22 protein-coding genes and 1 riboswitch are annotated in these 23414 nt (G+C 55.4%); of the genes, 13 read left to right on the top strand and 9 right to left on the bottom strand.

All coding sequences use genetic code 11. From position 1 onward, the window contains the following. Positions 1-48 precede the first annotated feature (48 nt). Entirely contained in the window at positions 49-2472 is a 2424-nt protein-coding gene (gene plsB, locus PGR79_RS23070; RefSeq protein WP_430922580.1) for a glycerol-3-phosphate 1-O-acyltransferase PlsB, read from the top strand. Positions 2473-2523: 51 nt separating this feature from the next. Here plsB and ubiA read toward each other — a convergent pair whose 3' ends face one another. The 5 genes from ubiA to malK form a co-directional block, all read right to left on the bottom strand. Then, complete coding sequence (gene ubiA / locus PGR79_RS23065; RefSeq protein ID WP_045396790.1) at positions 2524-3393, bottom strand: 4-hydroxybenzoate octaprenyltransferase; 870 nt, start codon at positions 3391-3393, stop codon at positions 2524-2526. A gap of 12 nt (positions 3394-3405) precedes the next feature. Beyond that, complete coding sequence (ubiC, locus tag PGR79_RS23060; RefSeq protein WP_087858843.1) at positions 3406-3903, bottom strand: chorismate lyase; 498 nt, start codon at positions 3901-3903, stop codon at positions 3406-3408. 188 nt (positions 3904-4091) lie between these two features. Beyond that, positions 4092-5039 carry a maltose operon protein MalM gene (gene malM, locus PGR79_RS23055; RefSeq protein WP_047066997.1) on the bottom strand — a complete coding sequence of 316 codons (948 nt, stop codon included), beginning with the start codon at positions 5037-5039 and terminating at the stop codon, positions 4092-4094. A gap of 106 nt (positions 5040-5145) precedes the next feature. Continuing rightward, positions 5146-6444 (bottom strand): maltoporin, encoded by a 1299-nt coding sequence (locus PGR79_RS23050; RefSeq protein WP_015368769.1) that lies wholly within the window; start codon positions 6442-6444, stop codon positions 5146-5148. Between the two features lie 99 nt (positions 6445-6543). Then, on the bottom strand, positions 6544-7653 hold the full coding sequence (malK, locus tag PGR79_RS23045; protein ID WP_015368770.1) for a maltose/maltodextrin ABC transporter ATP-binding protein MalK: 1110 nt from the start codon (positions 7651-7653) through the stop codon (positions 6544-6546). A gap of 370 nt (positions 7654-8023) precedes the next feature. On the opposite strand from malK, the gene malE reads away from it, so the two are divergent. From malE to malG, 3 genes are all read left to right on the top strand, one after another. Continuing rightward, entirely contained in the window at positions 8024-9214 is a 1191-nt protein-coding gene (malE, locus tag PGR79_RS23040; RefSeq protein WP_087858845.1) for a maltose/maltodextrin ABC transporter substrate-binding protein MalE, read from the top strand. Between the two features lie 129 nt (positions 9215-9343). Then, complete coding sequence (gene malF / locus PGR79_RS23035; protein ID WP_113374990.1) at positions 9344-10888, top strand: maltose ABC transporter permease MalF; 1545 nt, start codon at positions 9344-9346, stop codon at positions 10886-10888. A gap of 14 nt (positions 10889-10902) precedes the next feature. Further along, the gene (malG, locus tag PGR79_RS23030) at positions 10903-11793 is read left to right on the top strand and encodes a maltose ABC transporter permease MalG (protein WP_015368774.1); all 891 of its coding nucleotides are present in this window, start codon (positions 10903-10905) and stop codon (positions 11791-11793) included. Positions 11794-11986: 193 nt separating this feature from the next. On the opposite strand, the gene psiE is transcribed toward malG, so the two are convergent. Then, on the bottom strand, positions 11987-12397 hold the full coding sequence (gene psiE, locus PGR79_RS23025; protein WP_015368775.1) for a phosphate-starvation-inducible protein PsiE: 411 nt from the start codon (positions 12395-12397) through the stop codon (positions 11987-11989). 364 nt (positions 12398-12761) lie between these two features. Between psiE and PGR79_RS23020 the strand changes: the two genes are divergently transcribed. The 5 genes from PGR79_RS23020 to PGR79_RS23000 all read left to right on the top strand — a co-directional run bounded on the left by PGR79_RS23020 (position 12762) and on the right by PGR79_RS23000 (position 16164). After that, on the top strand, positions 12762-14039 hold the full coding sequence (locus PGR79_RS23020; protein WP_213317905.1) for a serine dehydratase subunit alpha family protein: 1278 nt from the start codon (positions 12762-12764) through the stop codon (positions 14037-14039). An 83-nt stretch (positions 14040-14122) separates the two neighbouring features. Continuing rightward, positions 14123-14863 carry an AzlC family ABC transporter permease gene (locus tag PGR79_RS23015; RefSeq protein WP_430922577.1) on the top strand — a complete coding sequence of 247 codons (741 nt, stop codon included), beginning with the start codon at positions 14123-14125 and terminating at the stop codon, positions 14861-14863. Further along, complete coding sequence (locus PGR79_RS23010; RefSeq protein WP_015368778.1) at positions 14856-15176, top strand: AzlD domain-containing protein; 321 nt, start codon at positions 14856-14858, stop codon at positions 15174-15176. The genes PGR79_RS23015 and PGR79_RS23010 overlap by 8 nt, the downstream gene beginning before the upstream one ends. 20 nt (positions 15177-15196) lie before the next feature. After that, positions 15197-15577 carry a Rid family detoxifying hydrolase gene (locus PGR79_RS23005; RefSeq protein WP_430922575.1) on the top strand — a complete coding sequence of 127 codons (381 nt, stop codon included), beginning with the start codon at positions 15197-15199 and terminating at the stop codon, positions 15575-15577. 107 nt (positions 15578-15684) lie between these two features. Further along, positions 15685-16164, top strand: a complete 480-nt coding sequence (locus PGR79_RS23000) for an acyltransferase (protein ID WP_430922573.1) — start codon at positions 15685-15687, stop codon at positions 16162-16164. Positions 16165-16213: 49 nt separating this feature from the next. Here the strand turns inward: PGR79_RS23000 and pgi are convergent, their stop codons facing one another. Further along, complete coding sequence (pgi, locus tag PGR79_RS22995; protein WP_020079879.1) at positions 16214-17863, bottom strand: glucose-6-phosphate isomerase; 1650 nt, start codon at positions 17861-17863, stop codon at positions 16214-16216. 340 nt (positions 17864-18203) lie between these two features. Further along, positions 18204-18437: riboswitch (Lysine riboswitch) on the top strand. A 183-nt stretch (positions 18438-18620) separates the two neighbouring features. Between pgi and lysC the strand changes: the two genes are divergently transcribed. From lysC to PGR79_RS22980, 3 genes are all read left to right on the top strand, one after another. After that, the gene (gene lysC, locus PGR79_RS22990) at positions 18621-19970 is read left to right on the top strand and encodes a lysine-sensitive aspartokinase 3 (protein WP_087858850.1); all 1350 of its coding nucleotides are present in this window, start codon (positions 18621-18623) and stop codon (positions 19968-19970) included. Positions 19971-20067: 97 nt separating this feature from the next. After that, positions 20068-20997, top strand: coding sequence for a ketopantoate/pantoate/pantothenate transporter PanS (panS, locus tag PGR79_RS22985; RefSeq protein WP_015368789.1), 930 nt, complete (start codon positions 20068-20070; stop codon positions 20995-20997). A gap of 126 nt (positions 20998-21123) precedes the next feature. Continuing rightward, a complete protein-coding gene (locus tag PGR79_RS22980) occupies positions 21124-21396 on the top strand; it encodes a DUF3811 domain-containing protein (protein WP_020079883.1) in 273 nt (90 codons plus the stop codon). Here PGR79_RS22980 and rluF read toward each other — a convergent pair. Continuing rightward, on the bottom strand, positions 21393-22268 hold the full coding sequence (rluF, locus tag PGR79_RS22975) for a 23S rRNA pseudouridine(2604) synthase RluF (protein WP_430922571.1): 876 nt from the start codon (positions 22266-22268) through the stop codon (positions 21393-21395). The two genes, PGR79_RS22980 and rluF, sit on opposite strands and share 4 nt — an antisense overlap. Before the next feature lie 61 nt (positions 22269-22329). Continuing rightward, the gene (locus PGR79_RS22970; protein ID WP_430922569.1) at positions 22330-22575 is read right to left on the bottom strand and encodes a YmjA family protein; all 246 of its coding nucleotides are present in this window, start codon (positions 22573-22575) and stop codon (positions 22330-22332) included. A 146-nt stretch (positions 22576-22721) separates the two neighbouring features. On the opposite strand from PGR79_RS22970, the gene pepE reads away from it, so the two are divergent. Then, positions 22722-23411 (top strand): dipeptidase PepE, encoded by a 690-nt coding sequence (pepE, locus tag PGR79_RS22965; protein WP_308958242.1) that lies wholly within the window; start codon positions 22722-22724, stop codon positions 23409-23411. Positions 23412-23414: the final 3 nt, after the last annotated feature.

Here is a 23414-nt window from a genome sequence, read left to right as displayed (position 1 = left end):
TATTCTTGCCGCGCATTTGCATGATTAACCAGAGGCTTCACATCGTTTATGTCCGGCTGGCAACGAATTTACTATAAATTACTGAATTTACCATTACGGGTGCTGGTAAAAAGCAAGTCTATTCCGGCAGAACCTGCTCAGGAATTAGGGCTCGATACCTCGCGTCCGATAATGTACGTCTTGCCTTATAACTCCAAGGCGGACCTGCTTACCCTGCGCGCCCAGTGCCTGACGCATGATTTACCCGACCCTTTTGAACCGCTGGAAATCGACGGCACGCTGCTGCCGCGCTACGTTTTCATCCACGGCGGTCCGCGCGTGTTTACCTACTACACGCCGAAAGAAGAGTCCATCAAGCTGTTCCACGACTACCTGGATCTGCACCGTAACCATCCCGACCTCGACGTGCAAATGGTACCGGTGTCAGTCATGTTCGGCCGCGCGCCGGGTCGTGAAAAAGGCGAAGAGAATCCGCCGCTGCGGATGCTTAACGGTATTCAGAAATTCTTCGCCGTCTCCTGGCTTGGCCGCGATAGCTTCGTGCGTTTCTCGCCTTCTGTCTCTCTGCGCCGCATGGCGGATGAGCACGGGACCGATAAAATCATCGCCCAGAAGCTGGCCCGCGTGGCGCGTATGCACTTTGCCCGTCAACGTCTGGCCGCCGTCGGCCCGCGCCTCCCTGCCCGCCAGGATCTGTTCAACAAGCTGCTGGCATCGAAAGCTATCGCCCGCGCGGTAGAAGATGAAGCGCGCAGCAAGAAGATTTCTCACGAGAAGGCCCAGCAGAACGCCATCGCGCTGATGGAAGAGATTGCCGCTAACTTCTCTTATGAAATGATCCGCCTGACTGACCGTATTCTGGGCTTTACCTGGAACCGTCTGTATCAGGGGATTAACGTGCATAACGCCGAGCGCGTACGCCAGCTGGCGCATGATGGCCATGAGATTGTCTATGTGCCCTGTCACCGTAGCCATATGGACTACCTGCTGCTCTCTTATGTGCTTTATCATCAGGGGCTGGTGCCGCCGCATATCGCCGCCGGCATAAACCTCAACTTCTGGCCGGCCGGGCCGATTTTCCGCCGCCTGGGCGCTTTCTTTATTCGCCGTACCTTTAAGGGCAACAAGCTCTACTCCACGGTATTCCGCGAATATCTTGGCGAGCTGTTCAGCCGTGGTTATTCGGTGGAATACTTTGTCGAAGGCGGGCGTTCCCGTACCGGCCGCCTGCTGGATCCGAAAACCGGCACCCTGTCGATGACTATCCAGGCGATGCTGCGCGGCGGTAGTCGCCCCATCACCCTGGTACCGATTTATATCGGCTACGAGCACGTGATGGAAGTCGGTACCTACGCCAAAGAGCTGCGCGGCGCGACAAAAGAAAAAGAGAGCCTGCCGCAGATGGTGCGCGGCCTCAGCAAGCTGCGTAATCTCGGCCAGGGCTACGTTAACTTCGGCGAGCCGCTGCCGCTGATGACCTACCTCAATCAGCACGTGCCGGAATGGCGCGAAGCCATCGATCCTATAGAAGCCGTCCGCCCTTCCTGGCTGACGCCGACGGTGAATAATATCGCCGCCGATCTGATGGTGCGCATCAACAATGCCGGGGCGGCCAACGCCATGAACCTGTGCTGTACGGCGCTTCTGGCGTCGCGTCAGCGTTCTTTGACCCGTGAGCAGCTGACCCAGCAGTTGGATTGCTACCTCGACCTGCTGCGTAACGTGCCGTACTCCACCGATTCGACCGCGCCGACGGCTTCCGCCAGCGAGCTTATCGACCACGCGCTGCAGATGAACAAGTTCGAAGTCGAGAAAGACACCATCGGCGATATCATCATCCTGCCGCGCGAGCAGGCGGTGCTGATGACCTACTATCGCAACAACATCGCCCATATGCTGGTGATGCCGTCGCTGCTGGCCGCTATCGTGACCCAGCATCGCCGCATCTCCCGTAGCGAAGTGCTGCGTCATGTCGAGATGTTCTATCCGTTCCTGAAAGCCGAGCTGTTCCTGCGCTGGGAAAAAGCAGAACTGGCGGGCGTTATCGATGCGCTGATGGCGGAAATGCAGCGTCAGGGCCTGGTGGTACTGAATGGCGATGAGATGAGCGTCAACCCGGCGCACTCTCGTTCCCTGCAGCTATTGGCCGCCGGCGCGCGCGAGACGTTACAGCGCTACGCGATCACCTTCTGGCTGTTGAGCGCCAACCCGTCCATCAACCGCAGTACGCTGGAAAAAGAGAGCCGCACCATGGCGCAGCGTCTGTCGGTACTGCACGGTATCAACGCGCCGGAGTTCTTCGATAAGGCGGTGTTCAGTACCCTGGTGCTGACCCTGCGTGACGAAGGCTACATCAGCGATACCGGCGATGCCGAGCCGGCAGAGACCCTGAAGGTCTACCAGATGCTGGCGGATTTGATTACGTCAGATGTACGTTTGACGATTGAGAGCGCCGCTCAGGACGACGCATAATATTGCGGCTTCTGTTCCCCGGCTCGCGGCGCGAGTCGGGGAAAGAAGGATTTACTGCAGGTAACTCATCGCCAGACCGAGAAACAGCACCAGCCCAACGTAGTTATTATTCATAAACGCTTTGAAGCAGTTATCGCGTTCGCGCTTGAAGATAAGCTTCTGCTGCCAGACAAACAATCCTGCCGCAATAAACAGCGACCAGTAGAATTCCCAGTTCAGCCCATTCAGCCAGCCCACCGCACCCATCAATACCAGCACGGCAACCTGCAGAATACCGATAATCAAACGATCGTTTTCACCGAACAGGATCGCCGTCGACTTAATGCCAATTTTGACATCATCGTCGCGATCGACCATCGCATACTGGGTATCGTAAGCGACCGCCCACAGAATATTAGCGAGGAACATCAGCCAGCAGCTGAGCGGCAGCGCTTCACTCACCGCCGAGAAAGCCATCGGGATCGACCAGCCAAAGGCCGCGCCCAGCACCACCTGCGGCAGATGGGTATAGCGCTTCATAAAAGGATAGACCCAGGCTAGCGCCAGCGCCGCGACCGACAGCAGGATGGTCATGGTATTGAGCGTCAGCACCAGCAGGAAGGAGAGCCCTACCAGCACCGCGAATAATATCCGCGCTTCTTTTTCCGTGACCTCACCACTTGGTAGCGGGCGACGAGCCGTACGCTTAACGTGACCATCAAATTTACGGTCGGCATAGTCATTCACCACGCAGCCGGCGGCGCGCATCAACCAGACGCCAGCGACAAACACCGCCAGAATCCACAACGGCGGCACCCCGGGTGAAGCCACCCATAACGCCCACAGCGTCGGCCACAGCAGCAATAGCGCGCCGATTGGTTTGTCAGTACGCATCAGGCGGTGAAACGCCAACAGCTTATTCTGCGTCAGACTCCACTCCATTTTCTCTTCCTCTTAATACAATGGCGATGCAGGCAGAAAAAGCTCTGTCAGCAGCAGCGGTTTGCCGCTCAGCCGGAGACGGGAACGTCGCCCCCACAGCTGTGCACTACGACCAATCTCAATAAAATCACGGGTTAACGTCGACGATGTAAACAGATACCGGCCCAGCGGCGTCTGCCCCAGCTGCTGCAGGGCTAATTCCGGGCCGCATAGCGTCGATTCCGGCACGAGGGTACGACCGGCAAGCCAGGGTTCGCCATCGGCGCAAAGAATGATCTCCCGCAGCCAATAACGCGCTTCTTCCGGCAGCAGGGATTCTTCGCCAGCCAGCGCGTCGCGCCCGACGAAACCTTCGTTAATCATGGTCACGGTGACCTTTTTCCCTTGTTGCTCAAAGCGTTTGGTCATTGAGTCTTCCAGCAACAGCCAGTCGCGCAGCGGCGCGTCCAGCTCGGGTATGGCGGCAAAATAGCGCAGCGCACGCAGTTGCGTAAGCGCAGGATGTGGCATGCCTGATTCTCCGGTACAAAACGTGCAGGCATTGTATCGCAGAATAGCGTTTTGAGGGCGGGCAAACGTCAATATACGATCATCCGCGCAACAGGCATGCAACAGTTGCCGCTGCGCGATAAAAAAAAGTGCGTCCAGGCGGACGCACCTAAAGGCTGTGCCTAAACATCAGCATTGTGGGGAGACGGTCACCCCTTGCCTTTTACACTGCTGATAAAGGTGGAACGAGCAGATTTCGAGCCGAGGCGCTCAGCTTCGTTCATCAATTTCAGGGCTTTGTCGATATCGCCTTGTTTCACCGCTTTCTTGATACCGTTGTTGAAGTAGGTTTCGGTATCGTCAAGCATCGGTTCGCTTTTCGCCGCTGGGGCGGCAGCAGCCGGCGCGACAACAGGCGCAGCGGCCGGGGCGTTATAGACCGGCGCCGCGGTATTGCCGACGGTCACCGGGCCAGGACCGGAAGATCCAAACAGCGGGCCCACCAGCACGCTGGAACTCGAAGACGTTTTCACCTTCAGGCTCAAGGTGCCGTCAGTGGTATGTTTAGCGATCGGATCCGGAATGTCCGGCACCGCGTTACCGGTGCCTTTCGCGTAGGCTTTCGCCGGGTCGATTAATTTAGTGGTCTGCTGCAGATCCTGAGGAGTGGTAAACACCAGCACATAAATTTTCTGCTGTCCCAGCGCCGGCGTCAGGCGCATTACTCCTTCCAGGCGGTCGGCGCTCATTACGCCCGGCTCCAGATAGGTAAAATAGCTGCTCGGGAAGAAGGCGGACGGCGTCATGCTCTGATCGAGGATCAGCACGTTTGGCGCGTAGACGCTGGTCTGTTTGTCGACTTCGCTGGTCAGCGTCAGGGTTAACTCGCCGATATTGGCCGGTACGCTATAGGCCACCACCGGCCCGGCGATACCGGGGACATTCAACGTTTGTCCGGCGATCGCCACTTTGGAGGTTTGGGTTTTCGATTGATCGACCGGCGTCCAGGTCAACTGCTGCAGCGAGGAAGCCGGGATTGACGGCGCGGCAGAGGTATTCTGCGGCACGAAATTGACATCAGCAAAACTGACTGCGGGTACGCTGGCCAGCAGGCCGGCGGACAGGCAGAGGGCAACGAGACTTTTCTTCATATTCATTGTTATCACCTCAATTCCTATGGCCGAGCGTTAGCCAGGCAATAGCGCGCTGGGCCGAAAACAGAGGGGCTGCCGCCCCTCTTTACTCATCATGATGCGGATTGCATTACCACCAGATTTCCATCTGGGCGCCGAAGGTCCACTCATCGTTGTCGCCGCGGCTGGAAGTGTTGATGCCGGTACCAGAGGTATCGCGCATAGCAACACCGCTATCGGTGTAACCCCACTTCTCATCCCACTTCGCGTAGGTGGCGAACAGACGAATTGCCGGACGGGACCAGATGCTGTCGCCCGCCTGCCACTGTTGCGCCAGGGTGATTTTGTACTGGTTGTTGCTGTCGCCGGTTTTCTGCGATTTGACGTTATCGTAGCCGACTTCCAACAGGGTGCTCATGATCGGCGTCCATTTGTACATAGGACGTACGCCGACGGTCCACCATTTGGTACCGTTGTTGTTGTCCAGGTTGACGTCCTGGTACATGGCGACGTACATCATGTCCCAATCGTCCGCCAGAGAGACCGCGCCGTGGTCAAGCACACGCCACATGGAACCATCGTTATTGATGCTGCCGCCCTGCGGTACGCCTTTACCGTTGGAGGTCATGGCGTCGGTCGCGTACTGCAGAACAAATTTGTTGTAGCCTTTCAGGATGCTCTGGGTATGTTCAGCGGTGAACATCCAGCCATCTTTCGATGCATCCGGCTGCAGGTAGTAGTCATCCGGCACGTTGGTGTGACCATAGTCCACGCCCAGCTCCAGCGTACCGCCTGGGTTGGTTTCCATCTGCGCTAAACGCACATCGAAGACGTCGTTCGGTACCAGATGATCATAAACGCGTTCGCCAGTCAGCGGATCGCGGTCAGCATAGGTTGCCGAGCCGCCGGATTCAGAAGAACGAGTGGCGGCCAGAGAGAGTTTACCGAAGCCCAGATCGATGTTTTCGATACCGGCGCCAGGACCGGAGATATCCCAGTAGTAGAAGTCGATCATGTGAACGTCATGACGCTGATAGAAGCGCTTACCGGCCCACAGGGTTGATCCCGGCAGCCAGTCGATCAGGTTTTTACCCTGCACGTTAACTTCACGGAAGGCCGGGCTGGTAGATTCCCAGTCGTTCTGCTGCGATACCGAGTAGGCAACGTTGGTATCGAAGTAGAAGCTCTTATCGCCCTCTTTCCACACTTCCTGGCCCAGTTTCAGTTCAGCGTAAGTTTCACATTCGTTACCGAGACGGTATTTACTTTGAGCGCCGGTGGCCTGGAAGCACTGCTGTTCGCCGCCGCTGCCGGTCCAGCCAATACCGGAACGGGCGTAGCCGTGGAAATCGACAGCCAGCGCCTGGGCAGACATCACGCCCGCCGCAACGGCTACCGCCAGTGGAAGTTTGCGCAGAGTAATCATCATTCTATCTCCTGAGATCATTGCTTTTCTTTGAACACTTCCCCGTCGGCCGCCGCATGGTTGGCTGCGCGCTGGGTTCGCGTCTTCTTTTAATGGGGAACCTTATACGCCCGGCTCTTTATGCAACCGACGACAAGCGGTGCCATCCTCACGGAATAAATGGCAGCGCTCCGGCGGCAAACCGATGGCGAATGTGGCTCCCTCTTCTACCAACACCACGTCATTCTGGCGGTACACCAGGTTCTGACGGATGGCGGGGATCTGGATATGAATTTGCGTTTCGTGACCAAGCTGTTCGACCACCTGCACTTCGCCCTCGAGGGTGACATCGGCGATGTCGCTCGGCAGCAGGTGTTCAGGGCGGATACCCAAAGACATATTGGCGCCGACCTGAACGTGAGCGCTGTCTACCGGCAGCCAGACCTGCTGGCGGTTCGGTAGTTCGACCTGTACCTGTTCGATGGCGGTCGCGGTGACTTTGACCGGCAGGAAGTTCATCTTCGGCGAACCAATAAAGCCCGCGACAAAGCGGTCTGCCGGATAGTGATAGAGTTCCAGCGGTTTCCCGACCTGCGCGACGCGGCCGGCATCCAGCACCACGATTTTGTCGGCCAGGGTCATGGCTTCCACCTGATCGTGGGTGACGTAAATCATCGTGCGGCCAAGGCGCTTATGCAGACGGGAGATTTCGATACGCATCTGCACGCGCAGTGCGGCATCAAGGTTGGACAGGGGTTCATCAAGCAGGAAAACCCGCGGCTCGGCGACCAGGGTACGGCCAATGGCCACGCGCTGACGCTGGCCGCCGGAGAGCGCTTTCGGCTTACGCTCCAGCAGGTGCGCCAGCTGTAACACTTCGGCGACCTGAGTCACGCGCTGGTTAATCACCTCTTTTTTCGCCCCGGCCAGCTTCAGGCCAAAAGACATGTTTTCGGCAACGGAAAGGTGGGGATAGAGCGCATAAGACTGGAATACCATGCCGATACCGCGCTCGGCGGGCGGCACATCGTTCATTCGGGTATCGCCAATAAACAGATCGCCGCTGGTGACCGTTTCCAGTCCGGCAATCATACGCAGCAGGGTGGATTTGCCGCAGCCCGACGGTCCTACAAACACGACGAACTCCCCATCCTGGATCTCGAGATTGATATCTTTAGATACCACCACGTCGCCCCAGGCTTTCGTTACATTTCGTAGCTGTACGCTCGCCATGCCCTTCTCCCTTCGTTACAACCTGTCACTTAAAGACACATTCAAGATGGGCTGACTATGCGGCATTCATTGCGTTGGCAAATCCTCCACCCCCCGGGTTTTTGATGGGGGAGGAGACGGGAGGATGAGAAATTTCCTCTCGCCGCCGGAAGTTCCCGGCAAAGGGTCATTTCGTGATCGAAGCGACAAAAACGGTGGCTTTTTTATGTGCTCCAGGGCCCATTACCGGCATTTCTGCAATGCGGATCACATAAACAGCGGGCGGGGCGTAGACATAGGGAGGATGGAAAGAGGTTGTTAAAAAAGGAAACTCATCAGCGTTAAACCACTCAAGTGTATCCACGAGCACATCACCAAATAGGACGGGTATATGAAAATCAAAACTGGCGCTCGCATCCTCGCGCTGTCTGCATTGACGACGATGATGTTTTCCGCCTCTGCCCTCGCAAAAATTGAAGAAGGTAAGCTGGTTATCTGGATTAACGGCGATAAAGGCTATAACGGCCTCGCTGAAGTGGGTAAAAAGTTCGAAAAAGATACCGGCATTAAAGTTTCCGTAGAACATCCGGATAAGCTGGAAGAGAAGTTTCCGCAGGTTGCGGCGACCGGCGACGGCCCGGATATCATCTTCTGGGCGCATGACCGTTTTGGCGGCTACGCGCAGTCCGGTCTGCTGGCGGAAATCACCCCGGATAAAGCGTTCCAGGACAAACTCTATCCGTTCACCTGGGATGCCGTACGCTACAACGGCAAACTGATCGCTTACCCGGTGGCAGTGGAAGCCCTGTCGCTGATTTATAACAAAGACCTGGTCCCGAACCCGCCGAAAACCTGGGAAGAGATCCCTGCGCTGGATAAAGAGCTGAAGGCGAAAGGTAAGAGCGCGCTGATGTTCAACCTGCAAGAACCGTACTTCACCTGGCCGCTGATTGCCGCCGATGGCGGATACGCGTTTAAGTTTGAAAACGGCAAATACGACGTGAAAAACGTCGGCGTCGATAGCGCCGGGGCAAAAGCCGGTCTGACCTTCCTGGTCGACCTCATCAAGAATAAACACATGAATGCCGACACCGACTACTCCATCGCGGAAGCGGCGTTCAACAAAGGCGAAACCGCGATGACCATCAACGGTCCGTGGGCGTGGTCGAACATCGACAAAGGTAAGGTTAACTACGGCGTTACTCTGCTGCCGACCTTCAAAGGCAAACCGTCTAAACCATTCGTTGGCGTACTGAGCGCCGGGATTAACGCCGCCAGCCCGAATAAAGAACTGGCGAAAGAGTTTCTTGAAAACTACCTGATGACCGATCAGGGCCTGGAATCGGTGAACAACGATAAACCGCTGGGCGCCGTGGCGCTGAAATCCTTCCAGGAGAAGCTGGAAAAAGACCCGCGTATCGCCGCCACCATGGCTAACGCGCAGAAAGGCGAAATCATGCCGAACATTCCGCAGATGTCTGCATTCTGGTATGCCGTCCGTACCGCGGTTATCAACGCCGCAAGCGGCCGTCAGACCGTCGATGCCGCACTGAAGGATGCACAGGGCCGTATCACCAAGTAATACCGTCGCACACGTGCCGGATGGCGGCATCAATGCCTTATCCGGCCTACGCACCCAGTAGGTCTGATAAGCGCAGCGCCATCAGGCACTTTTGTCGACAGATATTTAACGTTGTAGAGGATGATCCCCATGGATGCCGTTAAAAAGAAACACTGGTGGCAAAGCCCGCAACTCACATGGTCTGTGATTGGTTTGCTGTGCCTGCTGGTGGGTTACCTTGTTGTTTTAATGTACGCCCAGGGGGAGTACCTGTTCGCCATCATGACGCTGATTTTAAGCTCGGTTGGCCTGTATATTTTTTCTAATCGCAAGGCTTACGCCTGGCGCTATGTTTATCCGGGTCTCGCCGGGATGGGGCTGTTTGTTCTGTTTCCGCTGATCTGTACCATTGCCATCGCCTTCACTAACTACAGCAGCACCAACCAGCTCACCTTCGAACGCGCCCAGCAGGTACTGATGGACCGTTCTTTCCAGGCCGGCAAAGCCTATAACTTCTCACTCTACCCGGCGGGCGATGAGTGGCAGCTGGCGCTGACGGACGGTGAAAGCGGTAAAAATTATCTCTCCGAAGCCTTTAAATTTGGCGGCGAGCAGAAGCTGGCGTTAAAAGAAGCCGATGTCCTGCCGCAAGGCGAACGCGCGAATTTACGCGTAATCACCCAGAACCGCGCCGCGCTGAACCAACTGACCGCCGTGCTGCCGGATGAAAGCAAAGTGATTATGAGTTCACTGCGCCAGTTCTCCGGTACCCAACCGCTGTACGCGCTGGCCAACGACGGCACGCTCACTAACAACCAAAGCGGCGTAAAATATCGCCCTAACGCCGACATCGGCTTTTATCAATCCATCAATGCCGATGGCAGCTGGGGCAATGAGAAGCTGAGCCCGGGTTATACCGTTACCATCGGCTGGGATAACTTCACCCGCGTTTTCCAGGATGAAGGGATCCAGAAACCGTTCTTCGCCATTTTCGTCTGGACCGTGGTGTTCTCGGTGCTGACGGTGATTTTGACCGTCGCCGTGGGAATGGTGCTGGCCTGCCTGGTGCAGTGGGAAGCGTTGAAGGGCAAAGCGATTTACCGCGTGTTGTTGATTCTGCCGTATGCAGTGCCGTCATTTATCTCAATACTGATTTTCAAAGGGCTGTTTAACCAGAGCTTTGGTGAAATCAACATGATGCTGAGCGCGCTGTTCGGCATTAAACCAGCCTGGTTTAGCGACCCAACCACCGCACGCACGATGATCATCATCGTCAACACCTGGCTGGGCTACCCGTACATGATGATTCTGTGCATGGGGCTGCTGAAGGCGATTCCGGACGATCTGTACGAGGCGTCGGCGATGGATGGCGCGGGCCCGTTCCAGAACTTCTTTAAAATTACGCTACCGCTGCTGATCAAACCGCTCACGCCGCTGATGATTGCCAGCTTCGCCTTTAACTTTAACAACTTCGTGCTGATTCAACTGTTAACCAACGGTGGCCCGGACCGTCTCGGCACCACCACGCCGGCCGGTTATACCGACCTGCTGGTGAGCTACACCTATCGTATCGCCTTTGAAGGCGGCGGCGGTCAGGACTTCGGCCTGGCGGCGGCTATCGCCACGCTTATCTTCCTGCTGGTTGGGGCGTTAGCGATTGTGAATCTGAAAGCCACGCGCATGAAGTTTGATTAAGGGAGATAACGACAATGGCTATGGTCCAACCCAAATCGCAGAAGCTACGTTTATTTACCACGCATCTCCTGCTACTGATTTTTATCGCCGCGATTATGTTTCCGCTGCTGATGGTTATCGCTATCTCGCTGCGCGAAGGCAACTTCGCGACCGGCAGTCTGATCCCGGATACCATCTCATGGGAGCACTGGCGTCTGGCATTAGGCTTCAGCGTCGAACACGCCGATGGCCGGGTAACGCCGCCGCCGTTCCCGGTACTGCTTTGGCTGTGGAACTCAATTAAGGTCGCCGGGATTACCGCGATCGGCATCGTCGCCCTCTCCACCACCTGCGCTTACGCTTTCGCCCGTATGCGCTTCCCGGGTAAAGCGACGCTGCTCAAAGGGATGCTGATTTTCCAGATGTTCCCGGCGGTGCTGTCGCTGGTGGCGCTGTATGCGTTGTTCGACCGCCTCGGTCAATATCTGCCTTTCGTCGGCCTCAACACTCACGGCGGGGTGATCTTCGCCTATATGGGCGGTATCGCGCTGCACGTCTGGACGATTAAGGGCTACTTCGAAACTATCGATGGTTCACTGGAAGAAGCGGCCGCGTTGGATGGCGCCACTCCATGGCAGGCTTTCCGCCTGGTGCTGCTGCCGCTGTCGGTACCGATTCTGGCGGTCGTGTTTATTCTGTCGTTCATCGCCGCGATTACCGAAGTGCCGGTGGCCTCGTTGCTGCTACGCGATGTAAACAGCTATACCCTGGCTGTCGGGATGCAGCAGTATCTCAATCCGCAGAACTACCTGTGGGGTGACTTCGCCGCCGCGGCAGTACTGTCGGCGATTCCGATTACCGTCGTCTTCCTGCTGGCTCAGCGCTGGTTGGTTAACGGCCTGACGGCGGGCGGGGTGAAAGGTTAAGTTTCATCATGTTAGTCCCTTGTTTTATCGCCCCAAATTTCAGAGAGGGTGGGATGTGGTACGCGACCCCAACCGGGTACGGCAGCCCACCTCTCCCTGAAAAAGTAGGGCAAATGCCACTGCAATCCTCTACTGGACCCTACATAAATTTCATTTGTGATTGTCGGTCAAGCGGCCCTGGAGGCCGCTTTTTTTATTCCCGTTTCAGACGGTTGGAATTACACAACCACAGGGTAATCACCAGGATAAGGATCGCCGCAGAGTAAATCAGCACCGCCATCGGCGACTCATGGTCGACGATAATAAGCCGCACAATCGCGGTAATACCGATATAGACGAAATAACGCAGCGGGAAGTGAAAACCGGACTCAAAGTATTTCACAATCAGCGCGATAAACTCGAAGTAGAGAAAATAGACCACCAGCCCTTCAACCAGCTTGTACTTACTCACCGGCTCCGGCGTAAACAGCACGTGCGCCAGATGCAGGGTCTCCTTTCCCAGGAACACCACCAGAATAATTCCCAGACACAGCAGCGCCAGGTTCAGCACGGCCTGCATGGCCTTCGCAACAAAATTAACCAGCGGACGATATACCGACGGCATAGTGACACCTCAAATGCATGAACGTTGTTGATCTGTATAGCGCAAAAGTGTGATCCAGATCTACTTCGCTTTGCGAGCAGCATCGGTCCTTCAACGCGGTAAATGCAACTAAGAGAAAATTTTACTTCCCGCAACGCTGTGAGCAAGTTAACCAAATCATCCGTTACGCTTAGGACACAACCAAATAACCAACTGAAATTTAAAACATTTACCATTTGAAACAGTTATATCTTAAAATCTGCCACAAGATAAAATTTTTCTCTAATCCGCATTATTTATATGGCTATTAGGGTAAGATTTTTCTCATCCTTTGTCTTAGCATTATCGCAGTTGAATAAAATTTAATTTTGGACATTAAATCATTATGAACTCCGATAACGCTTCCCTGTACGTAAAATGGCTCAAACAAGAAGTTGCCCCGGCTTTAGGTTGTACTGAACCTGTCGCTATTTCCTTCGCTGCCGCCTACGCCGCACAATATTTAGAAAACCCTTGTACTAACATTAGCGGTTTTATTTCCGCCAATCTCTATAAAAACGCGATGGGCGTCACTATTCCCGGCACCACCGTTTGCGGTGTAGCGCTGGCCGCCGCAATTGGCGCATTTGGCGGCAACCCGCAAAAGGGATTAAAAACGCTGGAAGATATCACCCCGCTACACGTCGAAATGGCGCAGAAACTGATCGCCAATCATGCCGTTGATATTGCCGTCGAAGAGACCCCGGACTTTATTCATCTGGATCTAACTCTCTCAGATCACGAGAATACCTGCCGCGTCGTGGTGAAAGGAACCCACACCAACGTGGTCGAGCTTTATATTAATGGCCAGCCGCAGCCACTAAGCGAAAAAAAGAATGCGCGCGCCCGGCACGAAACGCTGCCCACTTTTTCGCTACAGCAGGCTTACGAATTTATTAATAGCGCCGACTTTAATGATATTCGCTTTATTCTTGAAGCCGCGCGCTTAAACTCCGCGCTGGCGGCAGAAGGCAAAACCAAAAAATATGGCCTGAACATTAACGGTACCTTTTCTGACGCCGTGAAAAACGGCCTGATGAGCAACGATCTGTTAAGCAAGGTGATCATCAACACCGTCGCCGCTTCAGATGCCCGCATGGGCGGCGCGCCGGTGGTCGCAATGTCTAACTTCGGTTCGGGCAATCAGGGCATTACGGCAACCATGCCGGTAGTGGTGGTTGCAGAGCATCTCGGCGTCGATGAAGAGACCCTGGCGCGCGCTTTGTCTCTATCTCATCTCACCGCCATCTCAATTCATTCTCGTTATACGCGCTTATCTGCGCTATGCGCGGCCTCAACCGCCGCCATGGGCGCAGCTGCCGGGATGGCCTGGCTGTTTACCCGCGATATCAACACCATTAACACCGCGATTATTAATATGGTCAGCGATATTACCGGTATGATTTGTGATGGCGCCTCTAATAGCTGTGCGATGAAAGTCTCGTCCGTGGTATCCAGCGCGTTTAAGGCGGTACTGATGGCGATGCAAAATAGCTGCGCTGGCGCCAATGATGGTATTGTCTGCGCCGATGTCGAGCAGACTATTAATAACCTGTGCCGCCTGGTGATTAAACCAATGACCCTCACCGATAAAGAAATTATTAGCATTATGGTCGCTAAATAATAATATTTAACGGGCCTGAATATTCAGGCCCTGATTAACCTACCCTACCCACATTATTATTTATAAATTAGCAGGTATAGCAGATGAATAAAAAAGTCATCTTCCGTGGCGCCAGCGCCATTATGCCGCTGTGCATCGGCGACTTTCCATTTTCATTTATTGTCGGCGCATTAAGCGTCAGCGCCGGAATGAGCGTCTGGCAGAGTACGGCGTGGTCGGCGATTGTTATTGCCGGTTCCGCGCAAATGCTGGCATTAAATATGCTAAAAACCGGCGCCACGCTCGGGGTTATTATATTCACTACATTAATAATTAACCTACGTCACGTACTGTACAGCGCCTCTATTTCCGGTACCGTCCGTGAAGCATCGTTCTTTAAAAAATGCTTTATGTCCTACGCGCTGACCGATGAAGTGTACGCCACCACCGTCAAAGAGATGGAGGGCAATAAGCAGGATAAATATCTGTTTTATGGCTCGGCGATGATCACCTTCTGGGCGATTTGGGTACTGGCCGATTTCCTCGGCGCGCTGGTCGGCGCTTCCTTCCCGAATATTGAAAAGTATGGTCTGGATTTCGCCATGGTCGCCGCCTTTATCGCCATCGTGGTGCCGCAAATAAAAAGCCAGGCCTGTACCGTCGCCGCCGTGGTGGCCGCCGTCTCCGGCGTGCTGTTGGTCATCCTGCCCTACTCCCTGGGTATTGTCGTCGCCTCAGTACTTGGCGTGCTCGCCGGGCTGTGCGTCGACCTGGCTGAAGAACGTAAACAGGTAGCGATTGCCGAATCCGACATGCCGCTCGTGGAGGCGCTGGAACATGAATAATAGCTACTTTATCGCCCTGACTTTGGGTATGGCCGCCGTGACCTTCCTGATCCGATTTTCGTTTATCGGCCTGGCCGGAAAAATCCAGATGTCCGAACGGGTGACGAAAACGCTGCGCTTCGTCCCGGTCACCGTCCTGCCGGCCATTATCACCATTCAGATCCTGAGCGTGAATTCCAGCATGGAGTTTGACTTAAAGAATCCGAAGGTGATTGCCGCCATTATCTGCACGCTCGCCAGTTTCCGTTTAGGCCTGGTATGGGTGGTAGTGAGCGGCGTCGGCTCGCTGGTGCTGTTGAATTATTTTATGTAACCGTTTGAAGGATAAACCGTATGATTATTACCACCGCTGACGCGCCTGCCGCTATCGGCCCGTACGTGCAGGGCGTCAATCTCGGCGCGATGACCATCACCTCCGGTCAGCTGCCGATTAATCCGCTGGACGGCACCATGCCCAGCGATATCGCCGAACAGGCGCGGCAATCGCTGGAAAATGTGAAAGCCATCGTTGAAGCTGCCGGACTCACGGTGGGGCAGATTGTTAAAACCACGGTGTTTGTCAAAGACCTGCAGGATTTTGCCGCCATCAACGCCGCTTATGAGGCCTTCTTTACCAAGCATCAGGCCGCCTTCCCGGCGCGTTCCTGCGTGGAGGTCTCAAGGCTGCCGAAAGACGCCGGCGTCGAAATCGAAGCCATCGCCTTCGCTCGTTAATCACCCGGCTGGGGGAAACCTCCAGCCTCCTTCCCCACCGTTTTTCGCCGTTCCTCATTGCTCATTTTGCAGGCACTATACGATGAGATCCGAACGAGGAATGCAGCATGTCGAATGAGCCAAATATTCCCCCTTTTACGCTTCGCGATACCGGCGTTCGCAACGTCATCTGCGGCGAAAACGTGGTCATATACCAGCCCGCCAACCTCTATGATTGCCAGCTCGGCGATAACGTCTTCGTCGGGCCGTTCGTCGAGATTCAGGGGCATACGCGCATCGGCGCGGACAGCAAAATCCAGTCCCACAGTTTTATCTGCGAGTACGTCACCATCGGCCAACGCTGTTTTATCGGCCACGGCGTGATGTTCGCCAACGACATGTTCCGCGATGGCAAACCGAATGCCGACCGCGACAGTTGGGGGCGCATTGAAATCGGCAATGACGTGTCTATCGGCAGCGGCGCCACCATTCTGGCGGTGAGTATCTGCGATGGCGTGGTCATCGGCGCCGGGAGCGTGGTGACAAAATCCATCACCGAGAAAGGCATTTGGGCGGGCAACCCGGCGAGGCTGCTGCGGCGGCTATAAATAAAAATGCCGACCCGCGGGTCGGCATTCAGGCTTAATTGCGCAGCGCTTATGCGCGCCAGGCTTTATAGCGGTTAATCAGACCGTTGGTAGAGCTGTCGTGGCTGCTAACGTCCGCGCCATCTTTCAGTTCCGGCAGGATGCGGTTAGCCAGCTGTTTACCCAGCTCAACGCCCCACTGATCGAAGGTGAAGATGTTGAGGATCGCGCCCTGGGTGAAGATTTTGTGCTCATACAGCGCAATCAATGCGCCCAGGCTGAACGGGGTGATCTCACGCAGCAGGATCGAGTTGGTCGGACGGTTGCCTTCGAACACTTTGAACGGCACCACGTGCTCAAGCTGAGCCGGATCTTTACCCTGATCGCGATATTCCTGCTCAACCACTTCGCGGGATTTACCAAAGGCCAGCGCTTCGGTCTGAGCGAAGAAGTTAGACAGCAGTTTCTGATGGTGGTCAGACAGCGGGTTATGGGTGATAGCCGGGGCGATGAAATCGCACGGTACCATTTTGGTGCCCTGGTGGATCAGCTGATAGAACGCGTGCTGGCCGTTAGTCCCCGGCTCGCCCCAGATGATTGGGCCAGTCTGGTAATCCACAACGTTGCCGTTACGGTCAACGTACTTACCGTTGGATTCCATGTTGCCCTGCTGGAAGTAAGCGGCAAAGCGGTGCATGTACTGATCGTACGGCAGAATCGCTTCGGTTTCGGCGCCGAAGAAATTGTTGTACCAGATGCCAATCAGCGCCAGCAGTACCGGCAGGTTTTTCTCAGCCGGGGTGGTGGAGAAGTGTTTGTCCATGGCGTGGGCGCCGGACAGCAGCTGGACGAAGTTATCGAAGCCAACGGACAGAATGATAGACAGGCCGATGGCGGACCACAGGGAGTAACGACCGCCAACCCAGTCCCAGAATTCAAACATGTTAGCCGTATCGATGCCGAACTCGCCAACCGCTTTACCGTTGGTGGAGAGCGCCGCGAAGTGTTTCGCCACGTGTTTCTCGTCGCCCGCGGTCGCCAGGAACCAGTCACGCGCGCTGTGGGCGTTGGTCATGGTTTCCTGAGTGGTGAAGGTTTTGGAAGCCACCAGGAACAGCGTGGTTTCCGGATTCACCGCTTTCAGCACTTCGGCGATATGAGTGCCGTCAACGTTAGAAACGAAGTGCATGTTGAGATGGTTTTTATACGGGCGCAGCGCTTCGGTCACCATGAACGGGCCGAGGTCTGAACCGCCGATACCGATGTTCACCACGTCGGTGATCGGTTTACCGGTGTAGCCTTTCCAGCTACCGGAGATAATCGCTTCTGAGAAGGCTTTCATCTTCTCCAGCACCGCGTTGACTTCCGGCATGACATCTTTGCCATCAACCACAATCGGCGTATTGCTGCGGTTGCGCAGCGCGACGTGCAGTACCGCGCGGTCTTCGGTACGGTTAATTTTTTCACCGGAGAACATCGACTTGATAGCACCGGCCAGATCGGTCTCTTTCGCCAGATCCTGCAGCTTAGACAGCGTCTCTTCAGTGATGCGGTTCTTGGAGAAGTCCACCAGCATCAGATCGTCAAAAGTGGCGGAGAATTTAGAGAAACGATCGCTATCTTTGGCGAAAAGCTCGCTGATAGTGACGTCTTTCATTTCATCGAAGTGTTTCTGTAATGCCTGCCATGCAGCGGTCTGCGTTGGGTTGATATTTTTCATTAGCAATACTCTTCTGATTTGAAAAATGTGACTTCGGTCGATTGTAGCCTCAGCGGCGGAAAATTGTGATGATTTTTGTGTTATGCCGTTGACGGGGGTCAGAAATAGGGTAAAGAGCTCCCATATTATAGCGATCATTAGGCTTTTTTCTGTTATCCGCCGATGCATGAAAAATCCGCATAACCCTGTCGTTGACATACCCGTCCGGAAGCCTTTATATAGCTGAACTGCCTACGGAACCGTAGGTATGTATTGCTCGCGCATTTCACGCTACAGCGAAGAGTATCGTTGGGGGGTATAATGACCAGTCTCTCCCCAGGCATAGTGAAAGACGTCAGTAATTGCCAGAAGAGGTGCGTTGCCCAGGTAACCGTATTGGAGGAACCAGTCCGGGGAAAATACGTGAGGGGGAGCAACGCCGAGGCGCACAGGCATCTGGTTAAGTCTGTCGCCGGCCACAGGGGCTGAATCCCCTGGGTTGTCACCAGAAGCGTTCGCAGTCGGGCGTTTCATACTCGCGAACCGATGCGCGTCATCGGCGAACGGGTCTACAAGGTGGAGCACTTCTGGGTGACATCGTAGTTTGTTTATCGCTCTGCGCCCACCCTACTTTTCGCTCTTCCCTTGTGCCATGGCTGAGTTAATTTGGCCTGGCTTATTAAGACATTTTGTAGCGCTCCGGTTATTTCCAGCCCGAACCAGGAGCGGTTGTTCAGGAATCGTTTTAATAAGTCAGGCCCCCTGACACGAGGTTGTTATGACAGATTTAGTTGTTGCTAAGTTCGGCGGCACCAGCGTGGCCGATTTCGACGCGATGAATCGTAGCGTCGACGTCGCGCTGCTGGATGCGAATACCCGCGTAGTGGTGTTATCCGCATCGGCTGGCGTTACCAATATCTTAGTTGCTTTAGCGGCAGGGCTGGAACCCACCGAACGTTTCGCTAAGCTCGATGAAATGCGCCAAATCCAGTTCAATATTCTGGAGCGTTTACGTTATCCCAACGTTATTCGCGAAGAGATCGAGCGTCTGCTGGAAAACATTACTACCCTGGCGGAAGCCGCCTCGCTGGCCAGCTCGGAAGCCTTGACCGATGAACTGGTGAGCCACGGCGAACTGATGTCCACCTTACTGTTCGTTGAGATCCTACGCGAGCGTGGTATTGCGGCGCAGTGGTTCGACGTACGTAAAGTGATGCGCACCAACGATCGTTTCGGCCGCGCCGAACCAGATATCGCCGCGCTGGCGGAACTGACGCAGCAACAACTAACGCCACGGCTGGAAGAAGGCCTGGTGATTACCCAGGGCTTTATCGGCAGTGAAGCCAAAGGCCGCACCACCACCCTTGGCCGCGGCGGTAGCGACTACACCGCCGCGCTGCTCGGCGAAGCCTTAAACGCCAGCCGTGTCGATATCTGGACCGATGTCCCTGGGATCTACACAACCGATCCGCGCGTCGCGCCAGCGGCGAAACGCATCGATGTGATCGCTTTCGCTGAAGCCGCGGAGATGGCCACGTTCGGGGCCAAGGTATTGCATCCGGCCACCCTGCTGCCGGCCGTACGTAGCGATATCCCGGTATTCGTCGGCTCCAGCAAAGAACCTAAAGCCGGCGGCACGATGGTCTGTCATAAAACCGAAAATCCACCGCTGTTCCGCGCGCTGGCGCTGCGTCGTCGTCAAACGCTGCTGACCCTGCACAGCCTGCATATGCTGCACTCCCGCGGCTTCCTTGCAGAAGTGTTCGGTATTCTGGCGCGGCATAATATTTCCGTCGATCTGATCACCACCTCGGAAGTGAGTATTGCGCTGACCATGGACACCACCGGTTCAACCTCCGCTGGCGACACTCTGCTCACCCAGGCGCTGCTGACCGAGCTCTCTTCACTGTGCCGCGTCGAAGTGGAAGAAAATCTGGCGCTGGTCGCCCTGATCGGCAACGAGCTATCGAAAGCCTGCGGCGTCGGTAAAGAGGTGTTTGGCGTACTGGAACCATTCAATATCCGCATGATCTGTTACGGCGCATCCAGCCACAACCTGTGCTTCCTGGTGCCTGGCGACGACGCGGAGAAAGTGGTGCAGAAGCTGCATCATAATTTGTTTGAATAATATTCTTTTGCGCGATAAAAAATACCTATAGCCGGGCTCGAACCCGGCTTTTTTATAACAACACCAACACAACAAACGCTGTCGCAAGGAATACACTATGCTCGCCACGCTTACGCGGCTGTTCCCGTTATGGGCGCTGCTGCTCTCCGTATTGGCTTATTACACGCCAACCACTTTTACCCCTATCGGCCCGTGGGTCACCACGCTGCTGATGCTGATTATGTTCGGCATGGGCGTCCATTTGAAGTTGGACGATTTTAAGCGCGTGCTGTCACGACCGGCGCCGGTCGCAGCGGGAATTTTTCTGCATTACCTGGTGATGCCGCTCGCCGCCTGGGTACTGGCGCTGCTGTTCCACATGCCGCCAGAGCTCTCCGCCGGGATGGTGCTGGTCGGCAGCGTCGCCAGCGGAACCGCTTCCAACGTCATGATCTATCTGGCGAAAGGTGATGTCGCGCTGTCGGTAACTATCTCTTCCGTTTCTACGCTAGTTGGCGTGGTCGCCACGCCGCTTCTGACGCGCCTGTACGTTGATGCGCACATTCAGGTCGATGTGATGGGTATGCTGCTAAGCATCCTGCAAATCGTGGTGATCCCAATCGGCCTCGGTCTGATTGTTCATCACCTGTTGCCAAAAGTGGTGAAGGCGGTGGAGCCGTTCCTTCCCGCCTTCTCCATGCTGTGCATTCTGGCGATTATCAGCGCCGTGGTCGCCGGTTCGGCATCGCATATCGCCTCGGTTGGCCTGGTAGTCATCGTGGCGGTCATTCTGCATAACGCCATCGGCCTGCTCGGCGGGTACTGGGGCGGGCGCCTGTTCGGTTTTGATGAATCCACCTGCCGCACCCTGGCGATCGAAGTGGGTATGCAAAACTCCGGCCTCGCCGCGGCCCTCGGGAAAATCTACTTCGGCCCGCTGGCCGCCCTGCCCGGCGCGCTGTTCTCGGTATGGCATAACCTTTCCGGCTCGCTGCTGGCGGGTTACTGGTCCGGTAAGCCGACGACCAAAAAAGGCAACCAGCGCTAATCGGTATACGTCCGGGCCATATGCCCGGACGTGTCTTCCCTCCCCTTGCATTCTCGCAAGGGTAAGCTATCGGTAATTCACCTATTGCCGTACACTGGACTCTCTGGTCTGATTGAGGGCACCACCATGGCACTCCCCCGCATTACACAAAAAGAGATGACCGAGCGCGAACAGCGCGAATTGAAAACGCTGCTGGACCGCGCGCGTATCGCGCACGGCCGCCCGCTGAGCAATGCGGAAACGAACAGCGTAAAAAAGGAATATATCGATAAGCTGATGGCGCTGCGCGAAGCGGAAGCGAAGAAAGCCCGCCAGGCGAAAAAACAGCAGGCTTACAAAGTAGACAAAGAAGCGACATTTTCGTGGTCGGCGAATACGCCGACCCGCGGCAGGCGTTAGCGGCCTTTCTTTTTACGTCCCGGCTGAGCGAAACGTTTACCGTTCGAGGCCGGGCGGCCTTTATCGTTGGTTTTTTCCATCTTCACCACCGGGCGCTTGATCCCGGCGGTCGCCGCTTTGGCCTTCGGTTTAGCTTTTGGCTTCGCTTCGGAAGAGGAGTTTTCAATCAGCTTGAACAGGTCGATCAGCTCATCATCGGTTAAATCGCGCCACTCACCCAGCGGAATACCCGTCAGGCTAACGTTCATAATACGCGTCCGCTCCAGCTTCATGACTTCATAGCCGAAATGCTCGCACATACGACGGATCTGGCGGTTTAACCCCTGAACCAGCGTGATGCGGAAAACGAACGGCGCTTCTTTCCTGACCTTACATTTCTTGGTCACGGTACCGAGAATCGGTACGCCCGCTCCCATGCCCCGAATGAACTCATCGGTAACCGGCTTATCAACGGTAACCAGATACTCTTTTTCGTGGTCGTTGCCAGCGCGCAGGATTTTGTTCACCAGATCGCCGTGGTTGGTCAGGAAAATTAACCCCTGGGAGTCTTTATCGAGACGGCCAATCGGGAACACGCGTTTACTGTGGTTCACGAAGTCGACGATATTATCGCGCTCGCCATCTTCGGTGGTGCTGACAATACCTACCGGCTTATTCAGCGCAATCAACACCAAATCATCGGCTTCTCGCGGCTCAATCAGCTGACCGTTCACTTTCACCACATCGCCAGGCTTCACCTGATCGCCAATGGCGGCGCGCTTGCCGTTGATAAAGACGTTGCCTTGTTCAATAAAGCGGTCCGCTTCGCGGCGCGAGCAAATCCCGCTTTCGCTGATGTATTTGTTTAATCGAGTAGATGAGTCGGTCAGCATAGTTTCTCCTTTGACAGCGAAATATACCTCACCTTACTGGCGATAAAAAACAGGGATGGCGTTATTCATTACCCCATTGATTGAGGAAATTGGCGATATCGTCGATACGCTGTTCGGCAATGCCTGCTTCACGGGCCATCTCCTGCTGCGCTTCCTCGCTGATCTCATCGTTATTCATTAAGCGCGTAATCAGCAGTTGAAAGTAATGCGCCAGACAATCGCGCTCGGACTCTTTTACCGCTTCTGCGCACTCCGTCGAGTACTCATCCACGATGTCATAATATTTCAGCGGTATTTCATTGTTCATAGGTCGTCTCCGGGGGAGTTAGCGTCTGCGTTTTTCGGCCCCGATAATAACATTCAGCTTGCCTGCACCGTGAGCCATATCAGCGCCCCGACGCCGGGCCAATGATAGAATCTGCGTCAAATGACATGCTTACACAGGATGAAAAGATGGAACTGCTGTTACTGAGTAACTCTACGCTGCCGGGCAAAGCCTGGATGGAACATGCGCTGCCGCTGATTGCCGGCCAGGTCAAAGGCCGCCGTTCGGCGGTATTTATTCCCTTCGCCGGGGTGACGCAAAGCTGGGATGATTACACCGCCAAAGCCGCCGCAGTCATGGCGCCGATGGGCGTCAGCGTGACCGGTATCCACAGCGTCGCCGACCCTATCGCCGCCATTGAAAGTACCGAGATGGTCATCGTCGGCGGCGGAAACACCTTCCAGCTTCTGAAAGAGTGTCGCAGCCGCGGGCTGCTGGCGCCGATTGTCGATGTCGTCAAACGCGGGGCGTTGTATATCGGCTGGAGCGCGGGTTCTAACCTCGCCTGCCCGACCATTCGCACCACCAACGATATGCCAATTGTCGATCCTCAGGGGTTTGACGCGTTAGGGCTGTTCCCGCTGCAGATTAATCCACACTTCACCAACGCGCTGCCGACCGGGCATCAGGGTGAGACCCGTGAGCAACGTATTCGCGAATTGCTGGTCGTGGCGCCGGAATTAACGGTGATTGGCCTGCCGGAGGGGAACTGGATTCAGGTCAGCGACGGACACGCCACGCTCGGCGGCCCGAACCCGACGCTGTTGTTCAAAGCGGGAGAAGAAGCGGTAACCCTGGCTACGGGCCACCGTTTCTAGGCT

Origin of the sequence: Klebsiella sp. 141161, assembly GCF_050600815.1 — a bacterium.
In the GTDB taxonomy this organism is placed as follows: Bacteria; Pseudomonadota; Gammaproteobacteria; order Enterobacterales; family Enterobacteriaceae; genus Klebsiella; species Klebsiella aerogenes.
This window is presented reverse-complemented; position numbering and strand designations above follow the sequence as displayed.